2 protein-coding genes and 1 pseudogene (1 of these 3 running past the window's edge) are annotated in these 2,148 nt (G+C 32.6%); 2 read left to right on the top strand and 1 reads right to left on the bottom strand.

The window, feature by feature from the left end:
- Nucleotides 1-58: 58 nt before the first annotated feature.
- Nucleotides 59-400 carry a hypothetical protein gene (locus A2255_06065; GenBank protein ID OGI22952.1) on the bottom strand — a complete coding sequence of 114 codons (342 nt, stop codon included), beginning with the start codon at nt 398-400 and terminating at the stop codon, nt 59-61.
- 141 nt (nt 401-541) lie between these two features.
- Here A2255_06065 and A2255_06060 point away from each other — a divergent pair, with 141 nt between their 5' ends.
- Together A2255_06060 and A2255_06055 are read left to right on the top strand one after the other, a co-directional pair.
- Nucleotides 542-1,261, top strand: a complete 720-nt coding sequence (locus A2255_06060) for a TIGR00266 family protein (GenBank protein ID OGI22951.1) — start codon at nt 542-544, stop codon at nt 1,259-1,261.
- Between the two features lie 196 nt (nt 1,262-1,457).
- A pseudogene (locus A2255_06055) lies at nt 1,458-2,148 on the top strand (hypothetical protein); it runs 44 nt beyond the window's last position.

Here is a 2,148-nt window from a genome sequence, read left to right as displayed (position 1 = left end):
TTCGCATTTTTTCATCAAAATCCATAAGTATTTTTTTCGCTGTCCTTAATTGAAAAATTTAATCTTGATCGTCCAGTGTTAATAACATGCCTTCAAGAATTATATTGCAGTCATCAACAGGAAGGGTGCTAAGTACGTTCATAGCACTCATTAACACAGGATTTCTATCATACCAGCGTCTCTTGTTAGAAGACTTATACAGACCTAAAACTCTATTTTTTCCTATACTGATAGGAATTTCATCTTCTTTTCTATTTTTTCTTAATATATTAACAAGCTGGATTAAAGTTGTGCCTAGTTCTTCTTGCTCTATTTGAGAAAGAGATTCTATAAGCTCTAGGACTTCCACCATTTTAGGGCCTCTATCGTACCAGCGATTGCTTAAAATATTCTCCTGCATAAATTTATTTCCCCAATCCTTACATACAATAATTATAATAAAATATTAGAGTTTTGGGCAAAAATAAATATGATTGATAATGATATACTAAGTTGTCTGATAGACTTTAAGTTTAAAAAGTCAATATAAGGCGAAATAATTATGTTGAATAAGAGTGATTATGAAGTTATAGGTAATGATTTACAGGCTGTAATTATCAGGCTTTCTGAAGCAAAATCTGTATTTGCAGACCCTGGTAGTCTTGTTTATACCAGCGATAACGTAAAAATGGATGTTACTTTGGGAGAACGTGGTTTTGCGAAAAGAATTTTAAGTGGATTTAAAAGAACTATTGTAGGAGAGAATTTCTTTTTAACTAGATTCAGCTCTGATCTTGGAACGGGCGAAGTTGTTTTCAGTTCACCTGTGCCTGGCAAGATTATCCCTGTTGAAATTCCTAAAGAAGGACTGATTTGTGAAAAACAGGCTTATCTTTGTTCTGATAGCAGCATAAATATTGAAGTTGCTTTTGCAAAGCGAATTGGGGCAGGTTTATTTGGACGAGAAGGTTTTATTTTACAAAAGTTAACAGGAGAGGGGACTGTATTTGTTCAATCTTGCGGAACTATTATAAAAAAGACTTTAGGGCAAGGAGAAATCATCAAACTTGATCCTGGTTGTGTAGTGGCTTTTGATCCTTCTGTTGACTATGACATCAAATATGTTGGGAATATCAAGACTGCTATATTTGGTGGTGTAGGTTTATTTTTTGTTACATTAGTCGGACCTGGAAATGTTTACATACAAACCTTGCCATTGAGTAAATTATCCCGGAAGCTTCTGTCTGGATCTAAGTTTCCCAAGGCTAAGTCAAATGGCTAGTTAAATATTACCCTATTAATCATTTCTAAAATACATGACTCAAAGATAAAAATAGTGCATAATATTATCCAAAAGGTAAGATCCCTCGTCATTGCCAATACTTTTTATATTATATGTCTACCACTTATTATCTTTCTTTGTATTAAAGCTAAAGTATCTTTTAGAGTAGGTCATTCCAGTTATATAGGGACTTTATATGCAAAACAGGACAGTATTTTTAAAGTATTTTTCATTGGTAATTACTTTGATTATCTTGCTAATTTCTGGGCTGCCCGTATTTGCAAATGATAATTTTATAATTACTAACATTGTTTCTGACGATGCAGGCAAATTATTATTAATAAACGGTAAAAACACTAGTGGGGTTGACAATTATAAGGTCGTTAAGCTTGAGAATCCTCAGCGAGTTGTTTTAGATATTCCTAATGCTGTATTAATAGGAACCAGACGCTCTATTAATCTTGCTAATACTGGTATCACAAATGTAAGAATAGCTCAATTTTCTGCTGACCCCAGTATAGTAAGGGTAGTATTTACTGCGGATTCTAAAGAAAATTTAAAAAAATTATCCTTTCATAAGTCTGATAATACATTAATTTTCAAGATTAATGGAATTGAGGTTCAAAAATATTCTGCACCTTCAGTGTATCGAGACAAGGATACAGAAGATAATACTCAGGATTTTATTAAAATAAACAATGAGAAAAGTGCAGAAAAAAAAGAAGGTGAAGCCCAGCTTGTTACTGAAACTAAGGAAAAAGTAATTGATGAGCCTGAAAAACAAGAGAAGCCTTTAGTCCATTTGAAAAATTCTAATGATCAGAATATGGTAATTAACACCATAAAGAATGTTAATAATCATCTAGTCTTGTCTGGAATAGGCTCTA

It is taken from the genome of Candidatus Melainabacteria bacterium RIFOXYA2_FULL_32_9 (assembly GCA_001784615.1).
GTDB lineage: Bacteria > Cyanobacteriota > Vampirovibrionia > Gastranaerophilales > UBA9579 > UBA9579.
Note: the sequence above shows the minus strand (reverse complement) of the source record. Positions and strands in the feature narration are given on the sequence as shown.